18 protein-coding genes are annotated in these 17,319 nt (G+C 75.9%); 9 read left to right on the forward strand and 9 right to left on the reverse strand.

Features of this window, described 5'->3' with window-relative positions:
* Window positions 1-72 precede the first annotated feature (72 nt).
* The 4 genes from RTG05_RS16540 to RTG05_RS16555 all read left to right on the forward strand — a co-directional run bounded on the left by RTG05_RS16540 (window position 73) and on the right by RTG05_RS16555 (window position 3,915).
* The gene (locus RTG05_RS16540) at window positions 73-1,341 is read left to right on the forward strand and encodes a hypothetical protein (RefSeq protein WP_166526026.1); all 1,269 of its coding nucleotides are present in this window, start codon (window positions 73-75) and stop codon (window positions 1,339-1,341) included.
* Between the two features lie 60 nt (window positions 1,342-1,401).
* Window positions 1,402-2,367 carry a hypothetical protein gene (locus RTG05_RS16545; protein WP_315911966.1) on the forward strand — a complete coding sequence of 322 codons (966 nt, stop codon included), beginning with the start codon at window positions 1,402-1,404 and terminating at the stop codon, window positions 2,365-2,367.
* An 89-nt stretch (window positions 2,368-2,456) separates the two neighbouring features.
* Complete coding sequence (locus RTG05_RS16550; RefSeq protein WP_315911967.1) at window positions 2,457-3,293, forward strand: DUF4397 domain-containing protein; 837 nt, start codon at window positions 2,457-2,459, stop codon at window positions 3,291-3,293.
* Window positions 3,294-3,303: 10 nt separating this feature from the next.
* Window positions 3,304-3,915: a class F sortase gene (locus tag RTG05_RS16555; RefSeq protein ID WP_166526029.1), complete on the forward strand. Its 612-nt coding sequence runs from the start codon at window positions 3,304-3,306 to the stop codon at window positions 3,913-3,915.
* On the opposite strand, the gene RTG05_RS16560 is transcribed toward RTG05_RS16555, so the two are convergent.
* From RTG05_RS16560 to nucS, 3 genes are read right to left on the reverse strand one after another with little or no spacing between them, the layout of a single operon-like run.
* Window positions 3,905-4,216, reverse strand: coding sequence for an Rv1322 family protein (locus tag RTG05_RS16560; protein ID WP_166526030.1), 312 nt, complete (start codon window positions 4,214-4,216; stop codon window positions 3,905-3,907). The genes RTG05_RS16555 and RTG05_RS16560 overlap by 11 nt on opposite strands.
* 4 nt (window positions 4,217-4,220) lie before the next feature.
* The gene (locus RTG05_RS16565) at window positions 4,221-6,002 is read right to left on the reverse strand and encodes a 3-hydroxyacyl-CoA dehydrogenase family protein (protein WP_166526031.1); all 1,782 of its coding nucleotides are present in this window, start codon (window positions 6,000-6,002) and stop codon (window positions 4,221-4,223) included.
* A 59-nt stretch (window positions 6,003-6,061) separates the two neighbouring features.
* Window positions 6,062-6,733, reverse strand: coding sequence for an endonuclease NucS (gene nucS / locus RTG05_RS16570; protein ID WP_166526032.1), 672 nt, complete (start codon window positions 6,731-6,733; stop codon window positions 6,062-6,064).
* A gap of 77 nt (window positions 6,734-6,810) precedes the next feature.
* Here nucS and RTG05_RS16575 point away from each other — a divergent pair, with 77 nt between their 5' ends.
* The gene (locus RTG05_RS16575; RefSeq protein WP_166526033.1) at window positions 6,811-7,653 is read left to right on the forward strand and encodes a hypothetical protein; all 843 of its coding nucleotides are present in this window, start codon (window positions 6,811-6,813) and stop codon (window positions 7,651-7,653) included.
* 13 nt (window positions 7,654-7,666) lie between these two features.
* Here RTG05_RS16575 and RTG05_RS16580 read toward each other — a convergent pair whose 3' ends face one another.
* Together RTG05_RS16580 and RTG05_RS16585 are read right to left on the reverse strand one after the other, a co-directional pair.
* Window positions 7,667-8,998 carry a dicarboxylate/amino acid:cation symporter gene (locus RTG05_RS16580; protein WP_166526034.1) on the reverse strand — a complete coding sequence of 444 codons (1,332 nt, stop codon included), beginning with the start codon at window positions 8,996-8,998 and terminating at the stop codon, window positions 7,667-7,669.
* Window positions 8,999-9,252: 254 nt separating this feature from the next.
* Window positions 9,253-10,026 (reverse strand): enoyl-CoA hydratase-related protein, encoded by a 774-nt coding sequence (locus RTG05_RS16585; protein WP_166526035.1) that lies wholly within the window; start codon window positions 10,024-10,026, stop codon window positions 9,253-9,255.
* Between the two features lie 79 nt (window positions 10,027-10,105).
* On the opposite strand from RTG05_RS16585, the gene RTG05_RS16590 reads away from it, so the two are divergent.
* Entirely contained in the window at window positions 10,106-10,834 is a 729-nt protein-coding gene (locus RTG05_RS16590; RefSeq protein ID WP_166526036.1) for a YqjF family protein, read from the forward strand.
* Between the two features lie 21 nt (window positions 10,835-10,855).
* Complete coding sequence (locus RTG05_RS16595; RefSeq protein ID WP_166526037.1) at window positions 10,856-11,881, forward strand: Gfo/Idh/MocA family protein; 1,026 nt, start codon at window positions 10,856-10,858, stop codon at window positions 11,879-11,881.
* On the opposite strand, the gene RTG05_RS16600 is transcribed toward RTG05_RS16595, so the two are convergent.
* Window positions 11,868-13,895, reverse strand: coding sequence for an ethylmalonyl-CoA mutase (locus tag RTG05_RS16600; protein WP_166526038.1), 2,028 nt, complete (start codon window positions 13,893-13,895; stop codon window positions 11,868-11,870). The genes RTG05_RS16595 and RTG05_RS16600 overlap by 14 nt on opposite strands.
* Before the next feature lie 78 nt (window positions 13,896-13,973).
* Between RTG05_RS16600 and RTG05_RS16605 the strand changes: the two genes are divergently transcribed.
* On the forward strand, window positions 13,974-14,306 hold the full coding sequence (locus tag RTG05_RS16605) for a hypothetical protein (protein WP_166526039.1): 333 nt from the start codon (window positions 13,974-13,976) through the stop codon (window positions 14,304-14,306).
* Here RTG05_RS16605 and murA read toward each other — a convergent pair.
* Entirely contained in the window at window positions 14,303-15,577 is a 1,275-nt protein-coding gene (gene murA, locus RTG05_RS16610) for a UDP-N-acetylglucosamine 1-carboxyvinyltransferase (RefSeq protein ID WP_166526040.1), read from the reverse strand. The two genes, RTG05_RS16605 and murA, sit on opposite strands and share 4 nt — an antisense overlap.
* A gap of 148 nt (window positions 15,578-15,725) precedes the next feature.
* On the opposite strand from murA, the gene RTG05_RS16615 reads away from it, so the two are divergent.
* On the forward strand, window positions 15,726-16,334 hold the full coding sequence (locus tag RTG05_RS16615; RefSeq protein ID WP_166526041.1) for a cob(I)yrinic acid a,c-diamide adenosyltransferase: 609 nt from the start codon (window positions 15,726-15,728) through the stop codon (window positions 16,332-16,334).
* A 64-nt stretch (window positions 16,335-16,398) separates the two neighbouring features.
* On the opposite strand, the gene RTG05_RS16620 is transcribed toward RTG05_RS16615, so the two are convergent.
* Together RTG05_RS16620 and RTG05_RS16625 are read right to left on the reverse strand one after the other, a co-directional pair.
* Window positions 16,399-16,803 (reverse strand): DUF2550 domain-containing protein, encoded by a 405-nt coding sequence (locus tag RTG05_RS16620; RefSeq protein ID WP_166526042.1) that lies wholly within the window; start codon window positions 16,801-16,803, stop codon window positions 16,399-16,401.
* Window positions 16,804-16,839: 36 nt separating this feature from the next.
* A complete protein-coding gene (locus tag RTG05_RS16625) occupies window positions 16,840-17,229 on the reverse strand; it encodes a F0F1 ATP synthase subunit epsilon (RefSeq protein WP_166526043.1) in 390 nt (129 codons plus the stop codon).
* Window positions 17,230-17,319 lie beyond the last annotated feature (90 nt).

Here is a 17,319-nt window from a genome sequence, read left to right on the forward strand (position 1 = left end):
GTGCTGGCACCCTGCAGGGGAGGGTCCGGAGAACACGCCGGGCCGGTCCGCCGACTCTGCGAGGATGACCGCATGACCGATCCGCGCCGCGACATGCTGCCGATGCGCGAGGCGCAGCACTCGTTCGACGTGGTGCTCCGGGGCTACGACCGGCACCAGGTGGCCGAGACGATCGAGCGGCTCGAGGCCGACATCCAGGTCGCCCTCGCCGACCGTGACGCGGCGGTCAACCGGTCGTCGGACCTCGCCGGGCAGCTCTCGGCGCTGCACGGGGAGGTCGACCAGCTGCGGCGCAAGGCGGCGTCCTCCGGGCCGCCGACCTTCGAGAACCTCAGCGAGCGCATCCAGCACATGCTGCGGCTGGCCGAGGAGGAGGCCGCGGAGATCCGGCGCTCGGCCCAGCAGGAGGTCCAGGCGCTGCGGGAGCACACCGCCGCCGAGGAACGCGCGATGCACGAGCGGCACGCGGCCGGCCAGGCCGAGGTGGACCGGATGATCGCCGAGGCGCGGCAGGCCGCCGAGCAGATCGCCAGCAAGGCACAGATCCGTGCCGACGAGCTGGTCACCAAGGCCCAGGAGAAGGTCGCCCGGCTGGACGCCGAGTCGCAGGCCCGCCGGGCCAAGGTCGAGGAGGACTTCGAGATCGCCCAGCGGTCGCGCCGGCAGGAGGCCGCCCGGATCGACGAGGAGCGGGACCGGACCTCCGCCGACGCCGCCCGGCAGCGCGTCGCCGCGGCCGAGGAGCACGCCGCCCGGCTGGTCAGCGACGCCGAGGCCGCGGCGGCCGCCGTCCGCGCGGTCCGTGATGAGCTCACCGGGCGGCTGCTGGAGGCCCGCCGGCTGCTCGAGCGGCTGCCCGACCTCGGTGACCGGCGGCCCGAGCCGCAGGGCGGTACCCGGCCGGGGCAGGCGCGCCCGCAGCCCATGCCCCGCGGCGCGCAGGGCCAGCCCGAGCAGGTCCGCGACGAGCGCACGCCGGGCGGTCCGGTCATCGCCGCGCCGCCGCCGGTCGGCCCGGTCACCGGCCACCGGCCCGTGGTGCGGCCGACGACCTCGCCGCAGTCCGCACAGCGGCCCGCCGAGCCGCTCCCGGGCAGCGGTGAGGCCGCCGCGGTACGCCAGCCCACGCGGCCCCCGGCCCCGCCGACGCAGCCGGCCGTGACCCCGGCCGACGTCCCGGCGACGCCGGACCCGCAGACCACCCAGCAGCTGCGCCCGGTGGCCCCGGCCACCGGCACGCAGGCCCCGCGGGTCGACCCGCCCACGCTCGTGCAGCCCGCCGCCCGGCCCGGGACGGACACCGCGGACACCGACGAGTCCCTCGCCCGCGGCCGCCGCTGAGACGGGCACCGTCCTCCAGGGCCGACGAGTCCCGCCCACGGACGTCGGGGAGGAGACGAGGTGCCCACCCCTCCCAGCCGGCTCCACGCCCTCTCCCGCGCCCTCTCCCGCGGCCGGGCGGGCGCGTCGCCGGCAGGCCGGCGGGGGGCGGTCGTGGTGGCCGTCGCGCTGCTGGTGGTGCTCACCGCCGCGCTCGCCGGGATCGTCCTCGGCGCGGACGGTGCCGGGGAAGACGCCGCGCCCGGGGCGCAGCCGACGGCCGACGCCCCCGCCGCACCCGACGGCCGGCCGGCGGCGAGTGGTCCGGCCGGGGACGGCGGCCCGCCACCACCAGCACCGGTTCCCGTCCCCGCCGACGCGCCCCCACCCGACGGGACGGCGGCGGCCGAGCTGCTGCGGTGGGCCGACCGCGAGCTGCCCGCCGGCACCCGCCTGCGCCCGACCGACGGTGCGCGCGACGACCTGCTGGCCGCCGGCGCCACCGGCGCCCTGCTCGGTGAGGAGGGGCCGACCGGCCCCGGTGACCTGGTCCTCACCGTGACCGACGGCGACCCGCCCCCGGGCGGCCGGGTGGTCACCACCGTCGACGGGCTGACCCTGGTCGACCCCGCGCCCGGCACGCCCACCCCCGAGCAGCTCGACGTCCGGGAGGCGCTGGCGCAGGCCGTGCTGGCCAACCCGACCACCCGCACGACCCCCGAGGCCGCCGCGGTGCTGCGCTCGGCCGACGTCGACATGCGGCTGCTGTCCCTGCTGGCCGTGCTCACCGCCCGGGACGGCATCGGCGTGGCCGCCCTGTCGCGGGCCGGGGGCGGCGGGGGTCCGGCCCGCAGCGCGCTCATCACGTGGGTGGGCGGTGCGCCGGTGGGCGCCGGGCAGCCGGCGACCGGGCAGCTGCAGACCTGGCTGGACGCCCAGCTGCCACCGTTCGCCCCCGACCACGTGGAGGTCACCGCCGACGGCGTCCGGGTGTCCCACCGCTACGCGTCGGACCCCGACGCGCTGGTCGCCGACGCCTCCTCGTGACACCCGGTTGGACAGGAGTCGCAGGGAGTGCGGAGATGGAGACCGGGCCGGCCGCGACCGGGCCTCCCCCGACCTGCTGGAGGACGACGGTGGACCGCTGGACCCGCGTGCTGGCCGTGACCGCCCTCGGCGCCGGGGCGGTGCTCCTCACCCCGACCGGGGCCGGCGCCGCCGAGACCGGGCTGCTGCGGCTGGCGCACCTGTCCCCCGACACCCCGGCGGTCGACGTCTACGTCGACTCGGTGGCCGACCCGGGCGACGGCACCGCGCTGCTCACCGTGCCCGGGGTGGGTTACGGGACGATCTCGGACTACCAGGACGTGCCCGCGGGGGTCTACACGGTGAGCATGCGTCAGGCCGGCGCGGACCCCGCCACCCCGCCGGTGCTGTCGACCACCGTGCAGGTCGGCCCGGACAGCGCCCGCACCGTCGCCGGGGTCGGCCGCTTCGCCGAGCTGGGCCTGGCCGTGCTGGAGGACGACCTGGCGCTCCCGCCACCGGGGCAGGCGCGGGTCCGGGTGGTGTCCGGAGCCAGCACCGCCCCGGCGCTGGACGCCTCCGCCGGGGGCACGCCCGTCGCCGACGACCTGGCCTTCGCCGAGGCCGGCGAGCCCACCACCGTGCCCGGGGGCGGCGGCCGCCTGCAGGTGACCGTGGACGGCGAGGCGACCGAGCTGCCGCTGGACGTGGCCGCGGGCGCCGTCTACAGCCTGTTCGTCCTGGACCGGCCCGAGGGCGGGTACACCGTGCGCACCGTCCTGGACGCCGCGGGGGCCGGCACGGTGCCGACCGGCGCGGTGGAGGCCGGGGCCGGAGGGGCCGCGACGCGGCCACCGGCGCCGGGCGTGCTCGGTGCCGTCGCGGTCACCGCGCTCGCCGGTGCCGGGCTGGCCGTGGCCCGGCGGTCCCGGCGGTCCCGACGGTGAGGTGCCCGCCGTGAGCCGTCACCGCGCGCCGCGCCACCCACCCCGGCCGTGGCTGCGGGGGCTGCTCGCCGCGGCCGCCGTGGCGTCGGGGGCGGCGGTGCTGACCACGGTCGGCGCCGCGGGCCCGGCCACCACCGTCGCGGCCCCGGTGGTCGTCGAGCGCGGCACGGAGCGCACCGCGGCCGCGCCGGTGCGGGTGCGGGTGCCGGCCGCCGGGGTGGACAGCGAGCTGCTGCGGCTCGGCACCGACGCGGCCGGCGCCCTGGTCCCCCCGGACGACTACGGACGGGCCGGCTGGTTCACCGGCGGGGCCGTGCCCGGGGACGTCGGGCCGGCGGTGCTCGCCGGGCACGTGGACTCCCTCGACGGCCCGGCGGTGTTCGCCCGCATCGGCGCGCTGGCCACCGGGGACGAGGTGCTGGTGGACCGGGCCGACGGCACGACGGTGCGCTTCGCCGTCACGGGGGTCGACCGGTACCCGAAGAACGACTTCCCGACCGCGGCCGTCTACGGCCCCACGCCGCGGGCGGAGCTCCGGCTGGTCACCTGTGGTGGTGACTTCGACCGCGCGGCGCGCAGCTACCTCGACAACGTCGTGGTCACTGCCGTGCTCAGCGGCTGAGGCGGCGCCCCCGGGCCTGCCAGCAGACGGTGTGCCAGTGCCGGCGCAGGTCGGCGGCCGAGGCGGTGTCCCACGGCTCGAGGTCGGAGTCGCGGGGGTAGGCCGGCCAGGTCACCAGATGCGGCGTCCCCGGGGGGATCTCCTGGTCGCAGCCGGGGCAGCGGTAGCTCTTGCCCCCGGCCGCGCCGGTGAGCCGGCGGATGACCCAGTCGCCGTCCGCGGCCTCCTCCACCGTCTCGGGACGGCGGACGGGGTCGCGGCCGGCCGGCCCCGGCCGGGGACGTCCGTGCCGGCGGGGCACCGGCTCAGCGGCGGGCGTGGTCGCGGAAGCCGCGGCCGGTCTTGCGGCCCAGGTACCCGGCGGTGACCAGGTGCTCCAGCAGCGGCGCGGGCGCGAAGCCGGGCTCGCGGAACTCCGCGTAGAGCTCCCGCTCGATGGCCAGCGCCACGTCCAGGCCCACGACGTCCAGCAGCTCGAAGGGGCCCATCGGGTAGCCGCAGCCGACCTTCATCGCCGCGTCGATGTCGTCGGCGGTCGCGTAGTGCGCCTCGAGCATCCGCACCGCGTCGTTGAGGTAGGGGAACAGCAGCGCGTTGACGACGAACCCGGCGCGGTCGGCGCAGGAGACCGCGTGCTTGCCCAGCCGCTCGGACACCGCGTGCGCAGTGGCCGCGACGTCCGGTGCGGTGGAGATCGTGGAGACGACCTCGACGAGCCGCATCACCTGGGCGGGGTTGAAGAAGTGCATGCCGACGACGTCCTCGGGACGGCCGCTGGCGCGGGCGCACTCGATGACCGGCAGGCTGGACGTCGTCGTGGCCAGAACCGCGCCGGGCTTGGCGATCTCGCCCAGGTTCTCGAACAGCGCCTCCTTGACCGGCAGCGACTCCGCGATCGCCTCGATGACCAGGTCGCGTTCGGCGAGGTCGTCCAGCGACGTCGTGCCGGCGACACGGGCGAGGGCGGCGTCGCGCTCGGCCCCGTCCAGGCGGCCGCGCTGCACCTGCTTCTCCAGCGACCGGGCCAGCTCCCGGCCCACCGTCTCGACCTTCTCCGGCGAGCGGGCGACGAAGCGGACGTCGTAGCCGCCGCGGGCGAGCACCTCGACGATGCCGGTGGCCATGGTCCCGGAGCCGACGACGCCGACCGTGCGCACCTCGCGGGCGCCCTCGGTGGCCCCGCCCGGCGCGGGGGTGTGCGCGTCGGGGACCACCTCGGCGGAGTCGCGCCCGGCGTAGGTGTAGAAGCCCCGGCCGGACTTCCGGCCCAGCAGCCCGGCGGTCACCATCTGCTTGATGACCGGCGTGGGCGCGTGCAGCCGGTCGCGGGACTGCCGGTACATCGTGTCGAGGATCTCGTAGGCGGTGTCCAGGCCGATGAGGTCCATGAGCGCCAGTGGGCCCATGGGCAGGCCGCAGCCCAGCCGCATCGCCGCGTCGATGTCCTCACGGCTGGCGTAGCGGTTCTCGTACATCGCGACCGCGTGGTTCAGGTAACCGAACAGCAGCGCGTTGGCGATGAAGCCGGCCTTGTCGCCGATGGTGACGTCGACCTTGCCCAGCCGGGCGGCCAGCGCCTCGACGTCCTCGACGACCGAGGGCTCGGTGACCACGGTGCGCACGATCTCGACGAGCTTCATGACCGGGGCCGGGTTGAAGAAGTGCATCCCGATGACCTTGCTCGGCCGCCCGGTGGCGACCGAGATCTCGGTGACCGACAGGCTCGAGGTGTTCGTGGCCAGGATGGTGTCCGGCGGGCAGATCTTGTCCAGCGTGGAGAAGATGTCGCGCTTGAGCTCCATCCGCTCGGGCACCGCCTCGACGACCAGCTCGGCCCGGGACAGCTCCTCCATCGAGGTGGCGAAGCGGATCCGGCCCAGGATGGTGTCGCGCTCGGCGGCGTCGAGCTTGCCGCGGGCCAGGGCCTTGCCGGTGGACTGCTCGACGTGCCCCCGGCCGCGGGCCACGGCCGCCTCGTCGACGTCCACGGCGGTGACCGACAGGCCCGCGCGCGCGAGCACCTCGGCGATGCCGGCACCCATCGTGCCCAGCCCCACCACGCCGACCTCGGTCAGAACTCTCGCCACGCCGCCACGGTAGCGGAGTCGCCCGGTGACGATCCCCGCACTCCAGCGACTCCGCTCCCTCAGAAGAGCCGCTGGGAGGGGTCGTCGGTGCCCTTGAGGACGGCGTAGTCGACGGTGAGGCAGTCGATGCCGCGGTCACCGGCCAGCACCCGGGCCTGCGGCCGGATCTCCTGGGCGGCGAACACCCCGCGGACCGGGGCGAGCAGCGGGTCGCGGTTGAGCAGCTCGAGGTAGCGGGTCAGCTGCTCCACGCCGTCGATCTCGCCGCGGCGCTTGACCTCCACGGCGACGGTGGTCCCGTCGGCGTCCCGGCAGAGCAGGTCCACCGGGCCGATCGCGGTCGGGTACTCGCGGCGCACCAGGGACCAGCCGGTCCCGAAGGTCTCCACGTGCAGCGCCAGCAGCCGCTGCAGCTCGGCCTCCACGCCGTCCTTCTGCAGGCCCGGGTCGACGCCGAGCTCGTGGGAGCTGTCGTGTTCGACGGACTCGATGGTGATCACCAGCTGCTCGCCGACCCGGTTGGTCACCGTCCAGGTGCCGGCTCCGTCGGCGAGCTCCTCGCGCAGCGAGCACGGCGGGGTCATCCAGTTCAGCGGCTTGTACGCGCGGTCGTCGGCGTGCACCGACACCGAGCCGTCGGCCTTGACCAGCAGCAGCCGGGAGGCCATCGGCAGGTGGGCGGTGAGTCGGCCGATGTAGTCGACCGAGCAGCGGGCGATGACCAGGCGCACGGGCGCCGACGGTACCGAACCGGTGACGACGCGCCCGGCGCGCCGGGACCGGGCCGGGGACGCGGGACCCTGACCGGGTGCGCCGTGCCCCGTTCCTGGCCCTCCTCCTGCTGCTGGCCGGCTGCGCCGGGGACGGCGGGGCCGCCGCCCGGCCGGTGCCGGTCGCCGACGGCCCGGGGCGGCTGGTGCTGGCCGTCGAGCACGTCGGCGGGTTCACCACCCCGGAGGCCCTGGCCGCCCGCCTGCCGCTGGTCGCCGTCTACGCCGACGGCCGGGTGGTGGCGCCGGGTGCGCAGATCGAGGTCTACCCGCCGCCGGCCCTCCCCTCCCTGCAGCAGTGGCAGCTGGACGCCGACGGCCTGCAGGCGGCGGTCGACCGTGCGGTGGCGGCCGGGGTGACCGCCGACGACGACCTGGGCTCCCCGCCGCTGGCCGACGTCCCGGCGACGCGGTTCACCCTGGTCACCGACCAGGGGACGTCGGTCCGCGAGGTGGCCGCACTGGTCGAGCTGCCCAAGGACGCCGGGCTCACCGCCGAGCAGCGCGCGGCGCGCGGGGAGCTGCTCGACCTGCTGGGCGTGCTGGGCGCCCCGGAGACCCTGGGGGCCACCGGCCCGGGACCGTACCCGGCCGGGTCGGTGGCCGCCGTGGTCGCGCCGTGGACCCCGCCGGCCGAGCCGGAGCTCGTCCAGCCCGACCTGCCGTGGCCCGGCCCCGCGCTGCCCGGCGAGCCGCTGCCGGGCGGGCTGGGCCTGTCCTGCGTCACCGCCCGCGGCGCGGAGGCCGAGGCGGTGCTGGCCGCCGCCGCGGGCGCCACGACGCTGACGCCGTGGGTGGCCGGCGACGGCGGCCGGTGGACCCTGACCCTGCGGCCCCTGCTGCCCCACGAGACCGGCTGCGCCGACCTGGGCGGGGACTGAGGCGCCGCGGGGCCTACACCTGGACGGGCCGGCGCAGGTCCTCGTCGACCTCGAGCCGGGCCACCGGGTCGGCCGGGGAGGTCGAGCGGAAGCGGTCGAGGTCCAGGATGCCCTCGCGCTTGGCGACGATGGTCGGCACCAGCGCCTGGCCGGCGACGTTCACCGCGGTGCGGCCCATGTCCAGGATCGGGTCGATCGCCAGCAGCAGGCCGACGCCGGCCAGCGGCAGGCCCAGCGTGGAGAGGGTCAGCGTCAGCATGACCACCGCACCGGTCACCCCGGCGGTGGCCGCGGACCCGACGACGGAGACCAGCGCGACGAGCAGGTAGTCGGTGAGCGACAGGTCCACGCCGAAGAACTGCGCGACGAAGATCGCCGCCAGCGCCGGGTAGATCGCCGCGCAGCCGTCCATCTTCGTGGTGGCGCCCAGCGGGACGGCGAAGGACGCGTAGGACCGCGGGACCCCGAGCTGCTCGGTCACCCGCTCGGTCACCGGCAGCGTGCCGATGGAGGAGCGGGACACGAAGGCCAGCTGGATGGCCGGCCAGGCACCGGCGAACCAGCGCAGCGGCGAGAGGCCGTGCAGTCGCAGCAGCACCGGGTAGACGACGAACAGCACGAGGACCAGGCCGGCGTACACGGACCCGGCGAAGACGCCGAGCGAGCCGAGGGACCCCCAGCCGTAGCTGGCCACCGCGTTGCCGATCAGGCCGACGGTGCCGAGGGGGGCCAGCAGGATCACCCACCACAGCAGCTTCTGCACCACGGCCAGCGCGGAGCGGACCAGCGCCAGGAACGGCTCGGCCGGCTCGCCCACCTTGAGGGCCGCGACACCGACGGCGACCGAGAGCACGATCAGCTGCAGCACGTTGAACGACAGGCTGCCGTCGGCGCCGGTCTGCAGGCCGAGCACGTTGTCCGGCACCAGGCCGGTGAGGAAGTCCCACCACCCGCCGGTGGTCGCGAGCACCTCCTGGGCGGCGGCGTCGACGGAGCTGTTGCGGCCGGGCTCGGTGAGCAGCCCGAGGCCGATGCCCAGGGAGACGGCGATCAGCGCGGTGATCGCGAACCACAGCAGCGTCTGCCCGGCCAGCCGGGCGGCGTTGGACACCTGCCGGAGGTTGGCGATGCTGACGATCACCGCGGTGACCACCAGCGGGGGGACGAGCACCCGCAGCAGCGTGACGAAGGTGCTGCCGACGGTCTGCAGGGTGCTGGTCAGCCAGTTCGGCGTCCCGTCGGCGACGGGACCGAGGTCCCGGGCGAGGAGGCCGAGGGCGACGCCCAGCACGAGGGCGAGGAGGACCTGCGCCGCGAACGGGACACGGCGGAGACGAGCGAGCACGGAGGACTTCTCCTGGAGACGGAGGGTGGGGACGGCGTAGCGCGCGGGCGCTCAGGAGTCGGCCGTCATCCGTCCGAAGTCCAGCGCACGCCGCCGGGTGAGGTCCCACCTGTCGCGCACGTCAGGCCACAAGGCGCTCCCCGCGCCGTCCCATCCCCCTGTGCGCAGTCTCACCCCCAGGCGAGGTGCTGGAACTGGCCCCCTGCAGGGGCCCGCCGCGAGCTCGCGAGCGGCGGGGGGCAGGGGGTCCTTCTTCAGTCCGACCAGACGGGGCGGCGCTTCTCCAGGAACGCCGACATGCCCTCGACCGCCCCGGGCAGCTGGCTGGCGGCGGCCATGACCTCGACCGCGGTGGTGTAGGCGTCCCGCTCGGGCCGGCCGAGCTGGGCGTGCATCGTCTGCTTGCCCCACGCCTTGCTGGCCCGCGAGCCGCGGGTGGCCCGGTCCACGAGTTCGGCGACGGCGTCGTCCAGCGCGTCGTCGGGCACCACCCGGTTGACCAGGCCCCAGTCCAGCGCGGTGGCGGCGTCGATGACGTCGCCGGTGAGCGCCAGCTCCATGGCCCGCTTGCGGCCGATGTCGCGGGCGATGGCCACCATCGGGGTGTGGCAGAACCAGCCGCCCTTGCCGCCCGGGGCGGCGAAGGCGGCCGACTCGGCGGCCACGGCCAGGTCGCAGGAGGCGACCAGCTGGCAGCCGGCGGCGGTGGCCAGGGCGTGCACGCGGGCCACCACCACCTGCGGGACGTCGTGCAGCGTCTGCATCAGCTCGGTGCACAGCTGCAGCAGGTCGCGCACCTCGGTGACCGGCCGGCCGGCCACGTCGGCGAAGTCGTGCCCGGCGCTGAACACCGGCCCCTCCGCGGCGATCACCAGCCCGGCGGCGTCGCTGTCGCCCACCGTCCGCACCGCGGCCAGCAGCTGCTGCAGGTGGTCGCGGGACAGCGCGTTGCGCCGGGCGGGCCGGCACATCGTGAGGGTGACGACGTCGCCGTCCCGCTCGACCCGGGGCTCACCTGCTGCGCTCATGGGGCGACCACACCACGGAGGGGCGGGTGGGGGCAACGGAGCAGGCCGCCTCGGGGCAACGGGCTGGGACGCTCGGGGCGTGGAACCCGAGCTGGTGACCGACACCGCCCCCCGCCCGGCCGGGCGCACCGTGTTCACCCAGGGCTGGCGCGACGTCACCTTCCTGCACTGGGCGGTGGACCCGGCCCTGGTCGCCCCGCTGCTGCCGGCCGGCACCCGGCCCGACGTGCTGGACGGCGCCACCCACGTCGGGCTGATCCCGTTCCGGATGCGCCGGATCGGGCTGCTCGGCGCCCCGGGCGTGCCGTGGGCGGGCTCGTTCGCGGAGACCAACGTCCGGCTGTACTCCGCCGACGGGCAGGGCCGCCGGGGCGTGGTGTTCCGGTCGCTGGACGCCGACCGGCTGCTGCCGGTGCTCGCCGCCCGCTGGGGAGCCGGGCTGCCGTACTGCTGGGCGCGGATGCGGGTGCACCGCGACGGCGACGTGGTCACCTACACCTCGCGCCGCCGCTGGCCCGGGCCGCGCGGTGCCGGCGGGCGGGTCGCCGTCCGGGTGGGCGCGCGGCTGGCCGACCCCGGCCCGCTGGCCGGCTTCCTCACCGGCCGCTGGGGGCTGCACCAGACCGCCGGCGGCCGGCTGGCCTACTGGCCCAACGAGCACCCGGCCTGGCCGCTGCACGCCGCCGAGCTGCTCGGCTGCGCGGACGACCTGCGGGCCGCCGCCGGGTTCCCCTCGGTGGGCGGTCCGCCGGACAGCGTGCTGTTCTCCCCCGGTGTCGACGTCCGCTTCGGCCCCCGGCTGCGCTGACCGGCAGGGCATGATCGCGGGATGGACCCCGTGCGCTTCGGCCTGGTCGGCTACGGCTTCGGCGGGCGCTGGTTCCACGCGCCGCTGCTGGCCGCCGCACCGGAGGTCGACCTGCTCGGCGTGGTGACCACCTCGGCCGAGCGCCGCGCGCAGGTCGCCGCCGAGCACCCGGGGCTGCCCACCGTCGCCTCCCTGGAGGAGCTGGCCGCCGCCGGCGCGGAGGCGGTGGCGATCTCCACCCCGGCGGACACGCACAGCGCGCTGACCGACCGGGCGCTGGAGCTGGGCCTGGCCGTGGTCTGCGACAAGCCGTTCGCCCTCGACGCGGCGGCCGCGCGGCGGTCGGTGGCCCTCGCCGCCGAGCGCGGCCTGCCGCTGGCGCCGTACCAGAACCGGCGCTGGGACTCCGACTTCCGCACCGTGCGGGCGCTGGTCGACGCCGGCCGGCTGGGCACCGTCACCCGGTTCGAGTCGCGCTTCGAGCGGTTTGCGCCCGAGCCCGGCCCGCCGGCCGCGGGCGGCGGCACCCTGCTGGACTTCGGCAGCCACCTGGTCGACCAGGCGCTGGTGCTGCTCGGCCCGGTGGACACCGTCTACGCCGAGTGGCGGCTGGGCGCCTCGGGTCTGGACGACGACGTCTTCGTCGCGCTCACCCACGCCGGCGGGGCCCGCGCGCACCTGTGGGGCAGCTGGAGCCAGGGCGCGCCCGGGGACCGCTTCCGGGTGGCCGGCACCGAGGGCGCCTACGTGGTGGGCGGGCCGATGGACGGGCAGGAGGACGCGCTGCTGGCCGGGCACACCCCGGCCACGCTGGGCGGGCGCTGGGGCGCGGAGCCGGAGGGTCGCTGGGGCCGGCTGCGCCGCGGCGACGAGGGCGTCGTGGTGCCGACCGAGCGCGGCCGCTGGGACACCTTCCACCCCGCCTTCGCCGCCGCCGTCCGCGGGCGGGGGCCGGTGCCGGTCGACCCGCGGGACGCCGTGGCCACCGCCACGGTGCTCGACGCCGCCCGCCGCAGCGCCACCGGGGGCGGGGTCATCCGGCTGTAGCGGCGACCTCCACCTGCTGGTCCAGGCCGTTCGCCTGGCGGACCACGTCGACGATCTGGCCCATGATGCCGGTCAACCCGACGTCCTTGGGGGTGAACACCCGGGCCACGCCCTGCTCGCGCAGCCGGCGGGCGTCGCCGTCGGGCACGATCCCGCCGACCACCACCGGGACGTCGTCCAGGCCGGCCTCGCGCAGCCCGCGCAGCACCGCCGGCACCACCTGCAGGTGCGAGCCGGACAGCACCGACAGGCCGACGACGTGCACGTCCTCCTCGACGGCGGCCCGGACGATCTGCGCGGGGGTCAGCCGGATGCCCTGGTAGACGACCTCGAAGCCGGCGTCCCTGGCGCGGACGGCGATCTGCTCGGCGCCGTTGGAGTGCCCGTCCAGGCCGGGCTTGCCGACCAGCAGCCGCAGCCGCCCGCCGAGCTCAGCGCCCGTGGCCCGCACCCGCTCCCGCACCTCGGCCAGCGCGGCGTCGGCCACCGGACCCACGGCGGCCGCGGCGACCCCCGTGGGCGCCCGGTACTCGCCGAACACCTCGCGCAGCACGCCGGCCCACTCCCCCGTCGTCACCCCGGCGCGGACGCACTCCAGGGTGGCGGCCATGAGGTTCTCGTCAGTGCCGGCGGCGGCGCGCAGCCGGTCCAGCGCCCGGCGCACCGGCTCGGGCTCGCGGCGGGCGCGCCACTCCTGCACCGAGGCGCACGCGGCGGCCTCGACCGCGGGGTCGACCACCTGGATGGCGGTGTCGAGGTCGGCCAGCAGCGGGTTCGGCTCGGTGGACTCGAACCGGTTCACGCCGACGACGACGTCCTCGCCGCTCTCGATCCGGCGGCGGCGCTGCGCCAGCGAGGCCACCAGCCGGCCCTTCATGTAGCCGGACTCCACCGCAGCGACCGCCCCGCCGAGCTCCTCGACCCGGGCCATCTCCTCCCGTGCGCCCTCGACCAGCTCGGCGACCTTGGCCTCCACGACCACCGAACCGGTGAACAGGTCGTCGTACTCCAGCAGGTCGGTCTCGTGGGCCAGCACCTGCTGCAGCCGCAGCGACCACTGCTGGTCCCACGGGCGGGGCAGGCCGAGCGCCTCGTTCCACGCCGGCAGCTGGACGGCGCGGGCGCGGGCGTCCCGGGAGAGGGTGACGGCGAGCATCTCCAGCACGATCCGCTGCACGTTGTTCTCCGGCTGCGCCTCGGTCAGGCCGAGCGAGTTGACCTGCACGCCGTAGCGGAACCGGCGGTTCCGGGGGTCCTCGATGCCGTAGCGGTCGCGCGTCAGCTCGTCCCACAGCCGGGTGAAGGCGCGCATCTTGCACAGCTCCTCGACGAAGCGGACGCCGGCGTTGACGAAGAAGGACATCCGCGCGACGACGTCCCCGAAGCGGTCGGGCGGCACCTGGCCGGAGTCGCGCACCGCGTCCAGGACGGCGACCGCGGTGCTCATCGCGTAGGCGATCTCCTGCACCGGCGTCGCCCCGGCCTCCTGCAGGTGGTAGCTGCAGATGTTGATCGGGTTCCACCGCGGCATCGCCGTCACCGTGTAGGCGACCGTGTCGGTGACCAGCCGCATGCTCGGCCCCGGCGGGAACACGTGGGTGCCCCGCGACAGGTACTCCTTGATGATGTCGTTCTGCGTCGTCCCGGCCAGCCGGGCGACGTCGTGCCCGTTCTCCTCGGCGACCACCTGGTAGAGACCGAGCAGCCACATGGCGGTGGCGTTGATCGTCATCGACGTGTTCATTTCGTCGAGCGGGATGCCGTCGAACAGCGCCCGCACGTCGCCGAGGTGGGCGACCGGCACGCCGACCTTGCCGACCTCGCCGACGGACAGCTCGGAGTCGGGGTCGTAGCCGGTCTGGGTCGGCAGGTCGAAGGCCACCGACAGGCCGGTCTGCCCCTTGGCGAGGTTGCGCCGGTACAGCGCGTTGGACTCGGCCGGTGAGGAGTGACCGGCGTAGGTGCGCATGACCCAGGGGCGGTCGCGCTCACCCGGCGTCGACGGGAACGGCATGGCCGCGGAGTGTAGGTGTTGTTACCGGCCAGTAGTGAGTGCGTCGCCGGCACGCGCGCCGGTGGCACACTCGGGAGCATGTACGCGGGCAGCGACTGGGCGCCGCTCAGCTTCGTGATCATCGGCGCAGTGCTGCTGCTCATCGGGCTGTTCATGCGGTGGGCCTTCTCCGGTCCGGGCGGACCCGTGAAGCGGGTGAAGGCCACCCCGCCCTCGCCGGAGGACGGCTTGCTCGTGCCCGTCGTGACGCTCACGCGGCGGGAGTCGGCCCTCGCGCTGCGGGCCGTGCTCTCCGACGCCGGCATCCGCTCGACCATCCGGACCCCACGGGCGAACCGTGCCGAGGTGCTCGTCTTCCCTCAGGACGCCGCGCGCGCCCGGGCGCTGATCGCGTCGTTCCCTGCGGCCTAGGGCCGCTGCACCCGCTCGATCTGCGCACCCAGGCCGCGCAGCTGGGTGACGAAGTCGGGGTAACCGCGGTCGACGTGGTGCACGTCCTGCACCTCGGTGACGCCGTCGGAGACCAGACCGGCGAGCACCAGGCCGGCGCCCGCGCGGATGTCGGTGGCCAGCACCGGCGCGCTGGAGAGCCGTTCCCGGCCGCGGACGACGGCGTGGTGACCGTCGATGCGCACCGAGGCGCCGAGCCGGACGAGTTCGTTGGCGAACATGAAGCGGCCCTCGAACACGTTCTCGGTGATCAGCGCGGTGCCGCTGGAGACCGCCGCCAGCGCGACCGCCATGGGCTGCAGATCGGTCGGGAAGCCCGGGTAGGGCAGCGTGACGACGTCCACGCAGCGCGGGCGGCCCTCCATCGCCACCCGCAGCCCGTCGGGCAGCGGCTCGACGTGCGCGCCGGCGTCGGTGAGCTTGGCCAGTGCGACGGTGAGGTGGTCGGCGACCGCGCGCTCGATGACGACGTCCCCGCGGGTCATCACCGCGCCGATCGCCCAGGTGCCGGCGACGATCCGGTCGGGCACCGTCGTGTAGGTGACGGGCTTGAGCGACGAGACCCCGTCGACGGTGATCGTCGACGTGCCGGCGCCCTCGATCTGCGCGCCCATCGCGGTGAGCATCGTGCAGATGTCGGTGATCTCCGGCTCGCGGGCGGCGTTGTCGATGACCGTCGTGCCCTCGGCGAGGACGGCGGCCATGACCAGGTTCTCCGTGGCCCCGACCGAGGGGAAGTCCAGCCAGATGCTCGTGCCCGTCAGCTTGGGCGCGGAGGCGACCAGGAAGCCGTGCTCGCTGTGGATGGTCGCGCCCAGCCGCTCCAGGCCGGAGATGTGCATGTCCAGCCCGCGGGACCCGATCGCGTCACCGCCGGGCAGGGCCACCCGGGCCGAACCGCAGCGGGCGACCAGGGGCCCCAGCACGCTGATCGATGCGCGCATCCGGCGGACGAGGTCGTAGTCGGTCTCCGTGGACGGCTGGTCGGGGACGTCGACGACCAGCCGTCCCCCGCCGCCCTGCGGGTGCCGCTCGTAGCTGACCTCGCAGCCCAGCCGCCGCAGCACCTCGCTCATGATGGCCACGTCGAGGATGTCGGGGACCTCGTCGACGGTGGTCCGCCCGGCGGCCAGCAGCGCGGCGGCCATGAGCTTGAGGGCGCTGTTCTTGGCGCCGGTGACCCGCACCCGCCCGGTCAGGGCCGTGCCGCCGGTGACCTCGAAGCACTCCACCGGCCCACCCTACGGGGGCCCGCTGCCCGCTCCCGCCCGCACGCCTGCACGGCCTCCCGGCAGGGTCCCGCCGCGAGCTTGCGAGGGACGGGGGGGCCGGGAGGTCCTTCCTGGGGGGCAGGAGGGTCCTTCTTCTACGCTCGGTCACATGACCGTCCGGCTGACCCGCATCTACACGAAGACCGGTGACGCCGGGGAGACCCACCTCGGCGACATGAGCCGGGTGACCAAGACCGACCCGCGCCTGGTCGCCTACGCCGACGTCGACGAGGCCAACAGCGTGATCGGGGTGGCCCTCGCCCTGGGGTCGCCGTCCGCGGAGCTCACCGAGCTGCTGCGCAGCGTGCAGAACGACCTCTTCGACGTCGGCGCCGACCTGTCCACGCCGGTCGTGCCGGACCCGCAGTACCCACCGCTGCGGGTGACCGCCGCCTACACCGAGCGGCTGGAGGCGGCCTGCGACCGGCACAACGAGGCGCTGCCCGCGCTGACCAGCTTCATCCTGCCCGGGGGCACCGCACTGGCCGCGCTGCTGCACCAGGCGCGGGTCGTCGTCCGCCGGGCCGAGCGCAGCGTGTGGGCGCTGCTGCAGGTCGACGGCGAGCGCACCAACGAGGAGACCGCGCGCTACCTCAACCGGCTGTCGGACCTGCTGTTCATCCTGTCCCGCGTGGCCAACCCCGGCGGCGACGTGCTGTGGGAGCCCGGCGCGCACAGCGGCGCGCACGCCCAGCGGGCCGCCCGAAACGGAACATGATGGAACGGCCGCCCTTCAGGGGCCCGCGCCGAACGGAGCGAGGTGTGGGGGGAAGGGCGGCCCTTCATCGCACCGGCGGGGCGGACTCCACCCAGGACAGGAAACCGGTCACCGTCGAGGTGTCCATCGCCAGCTCGCGGGGGCCGGCGGCGGTCCGGCAGGCGAGGACGACGACGTCGTGCGGCAGGGAGACGTCGGCGGCCGCGGCGCGGCGCCGGCTCTGCACCTGGAACTCCGAGCGGCACAGCCGCTGCTGGGGGCGCACCGACAGCGACAGCGCGCGGTACCAGAGCAGCGAGTCACCGCCGTACCAGGCCACCCCCACCGACCAGCGGGGTGAGCCGGCCGGGCGCAGCCACATGGTGACCGCGCCGAGGCCGGAGAGCAGGAATCGGCGACGCAGCAGGAAGGCCACGACCAGCGCGACGACGGCGACCACGGTGGCCAGGACGAGCAGTTCGGTCGTCATCCGGGCCGCCGGGGGGTCGGGTGGGACCGCAGCGGGTCAGGCGTCCTGACCGGCGGCGCGCAGCCGCGACTGGGCCCGCCGGGCGGCGGCCAGGGCCTCGGGGTCGTCCCCCGCGGACTCGGCACGGCGCAGCGCCTCACGGGCGCGCTCGACGTCGATCTCGCCAGAGATCTCGGCGGTCTCGGCCAGGATCGACACACCGCGGTCGGTGACCGACAGGAAGCCGCCGTGGGCCGCGACGACCATGTCCTCGCCCTCGACGGTGCGGACGGTCACGACGCCCCCCTCGGCGAGCTGGCCCAGCAGCGGCGCGTGGCCGGGCAGGACGCCGAGCTCCCCCTCGGTGGTGCGCGCGACGACCATGCTGGCCTCGCCGGACCAGATCATCCGCTCGACGGCCACCAACTCGACATGCAGGGTCGCCACGACACTCCTCGGGTCCACCGACCGGCGGTACGGACGCCACGCCCGGGACGGACACGGCGATGGGTCGCGCCCACTCTAACGGCGTCCTCG

Source organism: Geodermatophilus sp. DSM 44513 (assembly GCF_032460525.1).
Taxonomy (GTDB): domain Bacteria; phylum Actinomycetota; class Actinomycetes; order Mycobacteriales; family Geodermatophilaceae; genus Geodermatophilus.